The organism is Kitasatospora sp. MY 5-36, assembly GCF_001182915.1.
Classification (GTDB): domain Bacteria; phylum Actinomycetota; class Actinomycetes; order Streptomycetales; family Streptomycetaceae; genus Kitasatospora.
In genome coordinates, this window is the sequence record NZ_LFVW01000586.1 from 1 (window position 1) to 7,170 (window position 7,170).

The 7,170-nt window shown below is 75.2% G+C and carries 3 protein-coding genes; all 3 read left to right on the forward strand.

Annotated features, from left to right (window positions below; all coding sequences use genetic code 11):
- Window positions 1-242 precede the first annotated feature (242 nt).
- Genes AE652_RS30840 through AE652_RS30850 form a run of 3 tightly spaced genes read left to right on the forward strand, consistent with a single transcriptional unit; the run spans window position 243 to window position 6,968 of the window.
- Window positions 243-1,658 (forward strand): TIR-like protein FxsC, encoded by a 1,416-nt coding sequence (locus AE652_RS30840; protein ID WP_049657465.1) that lies wholly within the window; start codon window positions 243-245, stop codon window positions 1,656-1,658.
- The gene (gene fxsT, locus AE652_RS30845; RefSeq protein WP_049657466.1) at window positions 1,648-5,661 is read left to right on the forward strand and encodes an FxSxx-COOH system tetratricopeptide repeat protein; all 4,014 of its coding nucleotides are present in this window, start codon (window positions 1,648-1,650) and stop codon (window positions 5,659-5,661) included. The genes AE652_RS30840 and fxsT overlap by 11 nt, the downstream gene beginning before the upstream one ends.
- 56 nt (window positions 5,662-5,717) lie before the next feature.
- Window positions 5,718-6,968: an FxsB family cyclophane-forming radical SAM/SPASM peptide maturase gene (locus tag AE652_RS30850; RefSeq protein WP_063780324.1), complete on the forward strand. Its 1,251-nt coding sequence runs from the start codon at window positions 5,718-5,720 to the stop codon at window positions 6,966-6,968.
- Window positions 6,969-7,170: the final 202 nt, after the last annotated feature.

Consider the following 7,170-nt stretch of genomic DNA (forward strand, 5'->3'; position numbering starts at 1 on the left):
CGCCCTCCGTTCACCGTCCGCGCCCCTCGCCCGGCGTGTCGGGCCCGACGGGCGCCCGCGCCCCCGTCGGCGCGCCCCCGAGCGCCGGAGCGCCCCCGGTCGGGGGAGTGCGCCTGGCCACCGGCTAAACCCCACGCGGCCGCCGAATCCCCCAACTCCCCTGCACTGGCGGTGGAGTTCGCGACATGCTGGGGTATGAAACCAGCGCCGTCGCGGACCGTCGGGCACGGGGGGAACAGGTGATGGAGCACGAACAGCACCGGCCGTACTTCTTCTTCAGCTACGCGCGTCGGGACTACGAGGCCGAGGACGCCTTCGTCAACCAGTTCTTCAACGACCTGCGGGACGAGCTCGGCCGGCTGGTCGGTACGGGCGTGCGCATCGAGGAGCTGGCCTACCGGGACACCGAGCGGCTGCGGCTGGGCGACGACTGGGCGGAGAAGCTGGCGACGATGCTCGGCCGCAGCCGGACCATGGTCGCGCTCTACTCCCCGGCCTACTTCGCCAGCCTCTACTGCGGCAAGGAGTGGACCGCCTTCCGCGGCCGGGTCCGGCGCCACCACGAGGACACCGGGGAGCTCATCCCGGCGCTCGTCCCGGTGCTCTGGGAGCCCGTCGAGCCGGGCGGCCTGGCCGACGAGGTGAACAAGATCCAGTGGGCCCAGCCGGACATGGGCGAGGCCTACGCCCGGTACGGCCTGCGGGCCCTGCTGCGCACCGCGCAGGGCGGGGCGTACGAGCAGGTCGTCCGGGTGGTCGCGGAGCGGGTCCGGGACGCGGCCGCGCGCCGGCTCGGCGTGCTGCCCGAGTTCGACCTCGGCGCCGTACGCGGCTACTTCCCGCCCCCGGCGGCGCCGCCGGTGGCCTCCAGCCCCGGGATGGTGCGGCTGTTCATCGCGGCCGGCCGGGCCCCGGAGGCGGCCGCGGGCGACTCCCGCGCGGGCGGCTGGTACGGCGCCAAGCCGTGGCACTGGGCGCCGTACCACCCGCCCGTCCAGCCGTCCCTGGCGGCCCGCGCCCAGCAGGTGATCACCGGTGCCGGGCACACCACCACGCTGGAGGAGGTCGACACCGCGCTCGCCGAGAAGCTCGACCAGGCCCGCGAGGACAGCCAGGTGAGCATCCTGCTGGTGGACCCGTGGGTGGCCGGCGGCGAGCGGTACCGCTCCGCGCTGCGCGCGTACGACGAGCAGAACCACCCGGTCACCGGGGTGATGGTGCCCGCCGGCAGCGACGACCCGGCCGACGGGCCGGAGCGCGACGCGCTCTGGGCGGGCGTGCGCGACGTCTTCCGGCGCAACTGGCTGCGCCGGAGCGACCTGGAGCACTTGTTCCGGGTCAAAGTGAGCCGGGAGAGCTTCGACAGCGACCTCACCATCATGGTGACGGTCGCTCAGAACAAGCTCATGGACGACAACCTGGATTGGGGGGACGATGGCGGCGGCGCCTTCGGCTTCGGTCCGGGCGGCGGCCCGGACACCGGCCCGGACACCGGCCCGGCGATGCCCGGACTGGCCATCCCGGCCGGACCGCCGGGGCCCCGCCAGGGGCCCGCACGCACCGACCGGGGCCTCCCGGGTTCCACGGACCTGCCGCACCAGAGCCGGGGCAAGGACACCGCCGCCCCGCTGAGGGGGGAGAAGCACGATGACCACTGAGCCCGGCGCGGAGCCGGAGCGCGGCGGACCGGGATCGGTCGTCACGTTCTACTCCTTCAAGGGCGGCACCGGCCGCACCATGGCGCTCGCCAACGTCGGCTGGATCCTCGCCAGCCGCGGCCTGCGCGTCCTGGTCGTCGACTGGGACCTGGAGGCGCCCGGCCTCCACCGGTACTACCACCCGCTGCTGGTCGACCCGGAACTGCACTCCACCGACGGCCTGATCGACCTGCTGCGCTCCTACGTCAAGCAGGCGCTGCCCTCCGCCACCGGGCCGGTCGGGCAGTCCCCGGCCGACTGGCTGGACGAGCCCGGGCGCCTGGACGGCTACGTCTGCGGCCTCGCCCTCGACCTGCCGCCCGGCGGCCGGCTCGACTTCCTTCCCGCCGGCCGGCAGAACGCCGCCTACGGCGCGGCCGTCACCAGCTTCAACTGGCGCAGCTTCTACTACGGCCGGGACATCCGCGGCGGCGAGTTCCTGCGCGAGCTGCGCGAACGCTGGGCCCGCGGCTACGACTACGTGCTCATCGACAGCCGCACCGGCGTCAGCGACACCTCCGGCATCTGCACGGTCCTGATGCCCGACACCGTGGTGGACTGCTTCACCTTCAGCGTCCAGAACATCCGCGGCGGCGTCGACGCCGCCCGCGCCATCGCCGAGGCCGAGGAGCGGGCGATCCGGGTCCTGCCGGTGCCGATGCGGGTCGAGGACGCCGAGCAGGAGCGCCTGGAGGCCGGCCGCGACTACGCCCGCGAGGCCTTCGCCCCCTACCTCGGCCGCTGGCTGGCCGGCGACCGCCGGGCCGCCTACTGGGCCGACGTCGAGGTGCCGTACAAGCCCTTCTACGCCTACGAGGAGGTGCCCGCCACCGTCGCCGACCGGCCGCAGGAGGCCCGCAGCCTGCTCAACGCCTTCGAACGGCTGGCGGGTTGGATCACCGACGGCCGGGTCCGCACCCTGCGCCCGCTCACCGCCGAGGCCCGCCGCCGGCTGTACGGCGCCTACCTGCGCTCCGCCCGCGCGGTGCCGCGCCAGGTGTTCGTCAGCTACGCGCCCGAGGACCGGATGTGGGCCGAGTGGGCCGCCGGGACGCTCACCCGCTTCGGCTACCAGACCTCCCTGCACAGCGCCGCCGAACCGTACTCCGGCTCCCGGCCGCCCGAGGTCGCCGGGCCGGTCGACGGCCAGGGCCGGCTGCTCGCGCTGCTCTCGCCCGAGTACACCGCGCTGCCCCGGGCCGCCGAGGTCTGGCAGCTCCTCCAGGGGCGCGAACTGGCCTCCGGCTCACCGGCGTTGGTCGCCTTCCGGCTCCAGGACTCGGACGAGCCGGTGCCCCGCCCGTTCGCCGGGCAGCCCGCGCCCGACCTGGTCCGCTCCTCCGCGGTCGGCGCCGAGTCCCAGCTCTACGCCGAACTCGGCCCGCCGCCCGGCAGCAGCCGCCAGTCCGACACCGACAGCGGGGAGTTCGCCGCCCCGGCGCGGTTCCCCGGCACCGCCCCGCAGGTCCAGGACGCGCCCTCGCGCAACGCCGCCTTCATCGGCCGCGGCAAGCTCCTGGAACTGCTCCGCAACCGCTTCACCGGCGGGCCCGCCGCCGTGCTCAGCCAGGTGCTCTACGGCTTCGGCGGCGCCGGCAAGTCCCAGATCGCCGCCGAGTACGCGCACCGCTTCAAGGCCGCCTACGACGTGGTCTGGTGGGTGCCCGCCGAGGAGCCCGCCAACATCCCGCAGAAGCTCGCCGAACTCGCGCCCCGGCTCGGCGTGCCCACCAGCGACGACGTCGCCCACACCGCCGCCACCGTGCTCGACGCGCTGCGCCGCGGCCAGCCGTACCGCCGCTGGCTGCTCGTCTTCGACAACGCCGGCACCCCCGAGGAACTCGCCCCCTGGCAGCCGGCCGGCTCCTCCGGCGGGCACGTGCTGATCACCTCCCGCAACCAGGGCTGGGCCCGGCACGCCGGCCTGGTGGAGGTCGACGTCTTCCTCCGCGAGGAGAGCGTCCGGCTGCTGCGCCGCTTCAACGGCGGCCTCTCCTCCGAGGACGCCGACCAGGTCGCGCACCGCCTCGGCGACCTCCCGCTCGCCGTCGGCCAGGCCGCCGTCTGGCTCCAGGAGACGTCGATGCCGATCGCCACCTACCTCGAACTGCTCGACGAAGAGCTCACCGAGATGCTGGAACGCACCCGGCTGCGCGCCGCCGACTACCCGCACTCGGCCGCGGCGACCTGGCGCATCTCGGTCGAGGAACTGCGCCGGATGAACGCCCCGGCCGCCCAGATCCTGGAGATCTGCGCCTTCTTCGGCCCGGACGCCATCCCGATGCGGCTGCTCTACAGCCGGGCCGTCACCCGCGCCCTGCGGCTGCCCCCGCGCGCGCCCCGCGACAAGCTCGCGATCGGCGAGTTCCTGCGCGCCATCAACCGGTTCGGGCTCGCCCGCACCGACCAGGGCAGCGAGACCATCACCGTGCACCGGCTCGTCCAGGCCGTGCTGCGGGACCAGGTCGAGGAGGACCGGCGGGCCGAACTGCGCGGCGTCGTCCACGCCGCGCTCGCCACCGCCAACCCCGGCGACCCGGACGTGCCCGCGAACTGGGCCGAGTACGCCGAACTGCTGCCCCACCTCTGGCCGTCCGGGGCGCTCGACAGCGCCGACGAGGACGTCCGGCAGTGGATCATCGACTCGGTCCGCTACCAGTGGAAGCGCAGCCTGCACGAGTCCGGCCGGGAACTGGCCGAGCGCACCCTGGAGCACTGGCGCCAGGACGGCTACGGCGGGCCCGACTTCGACGTCGACAACGACGCCCAGACGCTCATGCTGCGCACCCAGCTGAGCAACATCCGCCGCTCCCAGGGCGCCCTCCAGGAGGCGTACGAGATGGACCGGGACATCCTGGACCGCTTCACCGCGACCCTGGGCCCGGAGCACTCCCACACCCTCGCCGTCGCCAATAGCCTCGGCGCCGACCTGCGCTTCCTCGGCCGCTACGACGAGGCCCGGGCGCTCGACCGCCGCACCCTGGACGCCGCCCGGCGCACCCTCGGTCCGGACCACCCGCGCACCCTGATGATCACCAACAACCTCGCCGTCTCCGACTACCTGGCCGGCGACCGCCGGGCCGCCCTGGAACGGCACCGCAGCAACTACCTCCAGCAGCGCGACGCGCTCGGCGCGCACAGCCTCTACGCGCTCTCCTCCGCCTCCAACTACGCCCGCGACCTGCGCGAGACCGGGCGGCTGCGGGAGGCCCTGGACCTGCTGGAGGAGACCGTCCGGATCTACCAGCAGACCATCGGCGACGGCCACACCGACACCCTGCGCGCCCGCAAGAACCTCGCCGTGGCGCTGCGCCGGGCCGGCCGGTACCACGAGGCCCTGGAGATCGACGAGGACATCTACCAGCGCTACCTGGACATCAACGGCGCCGAGCACCCCGACACCCTGGCCGCCGCCACCAACCTGGCCAGCGACCTCAACGCGCTCGGCGACACCGGCCGGGCGATCCCGCTGGCCGAGCGGGCGCTGCTGCGGTACCGCGACTACCTGGGCGAGGACCACCCGGTGACGCTGGCCGGCGCCAACAACCTCTCGGTGTACCTGCGGCTGGCGGGGCGCGCGGCGGAGGCGCGCGAGCTCTCCGGCCGTACGCTGGCGCAGTTCCGCCGCGTCCTCGGCGCCCACCACCTCTACATCCCGATCGCGATGATGAACCACGCCAACGACCTGTCGCTGGCCGGGGAGCTCCAGGCCGCGCTCGAACTGGAGCTGGAGGCCGAGCCGTTGATGACCGCCGCCCTCGGCCAGGACCACTACGACGCCATCGGCATCAACTCCAACCTCGCGCTGTCGCTGGCCGCCCTCGGGTACGCCGAGCGGGCCGCGGAGCTGCGGTCGGACTGCATCCGGCGGGCCCGGGTCACCCTGGGGGAGGAGCACCCGACGACGATCGCGGTGCGGGCCGGCACGCGGCTGGACTCCGACGTGGAGCCGCCGCACGTGTGACGGACCGTCAGGTGCGATGGTCCGCGCTCCGGGGCCGGTGGCCTAGGCTCACGGGCATGGTGCCGTTCCGGCAGTTCCTGCTGAAGATCCACAGTCGGTGCAACCTGGCCTGCGACTACTGCTACGTGTACGAGGGCGCGGACCAGAGCTGGCGCGGGCGGCCGCGGCGGATGGAGCTCGCGACCGTCCGCCGCACCGCGCGGCGGATCGACGAGCACGCGGCCGAGCACGGGCTGGCCGAGGTGTCCGTGGTGCTGCACGGCGGCGAGCCGCTGCTCGTCGGCGCGGCCCATCTGGACGCGCTGCTCGGCGAGTTGGCGGCCGTCCGGCCCCGGGTTCGGTTCACCGTGCAGACCAACGGGCTGCGGCTGCTGGACGAACCGGAACTGCTCGACGTGCTGCACCGCCACCGGGTCGCGGTCGGGGTCTCGCTGGACGGCACCCCGGCCGGCCACGACCGGCACCGCCGGCTGCCCTCCGGCGCGGGCAGCTGGGCGCGCACCGCCGAGGCGGTGCGGCTGCTCGGCTCCGACCGGCACCGGGAGCTGTTCGCCGGCCTGCTGTGCGTCGTCGACCTGGCCTCCGACCCGGTCGCCACCTACGAGGCGCTGCTGGAGTTCGCGCCGCCCCGGCTCGACCTGCTGCTGCCGCACGCGACCTGGCGGGAGCCGCCGCCGGGCGCCCCGCCCCGGACGGTGCCGCACGCGCCGCCGACGGGCACGGAGCCCGCGCCGTACGGGGAGTGGCTGATCGCCGCCTTCGACCGCTGGTACGGCGCGCCGCGCCGGGAGACCGGGGTGCGGCTGTTCGAGGAGCTGGCGGTGCTGCTGCTCGGCGGGCGGGCCGCCAGCGAGGCGGTCGGGCTGGCGCCCGTCGACCTGGTGGTGGTCGAGACGGACGGGGCGATCGAGCAGGCGGACAGCCTCAAGGTGGCCTACGACGGCGCCCCGGGGACCGGTCTGGACGTGTGGCGGCACGGCTTCGCCCGGGCGGGCGCCCACCCGGCCTTCCGGGCCCGCCAGCGCGGCCTCGCGGGCCTCGGGCCGGTCTGCGCCGGCTGCCCGCTGGCCCGGGTCTGCGGCGGGGGGCTGTACGCCCACCGGTACGCGGCGGGCGGCTTCGGGCAGCCGTCGGTGTACTGCGCGGACCTGGACCGGCTGATCCGGCACATGGCGGGGCGGCTGCGGGCGGGGGTGGCGGAGCTGGCGGGGGCGCCCGGGCAGGCGGCGGTCGGGTCGGTGGGTCGGGAGCGTCGAGGGGCCCCTCGGCTCACCCGTCCGGGTCATGCCCGGCCGCCGTCCGGCTGATCCGTCCCGGCGCGGGGAGACCGCGCGCGGTCTGGGCGGGTTGGGCGATGGGCCGGCCGACCGGGCCGGAGGCCGTACGCACGAGGAGGAACGGTGGCGGGGACGGACGAGGTGGTGGCGGCCGGGGTGCCGGTCGCGCGCGGGGCGGACGGGCTGCCCCGGCATGGGGTGGACCGGGCGACGTTCCGGGCGGTCGCGGGCG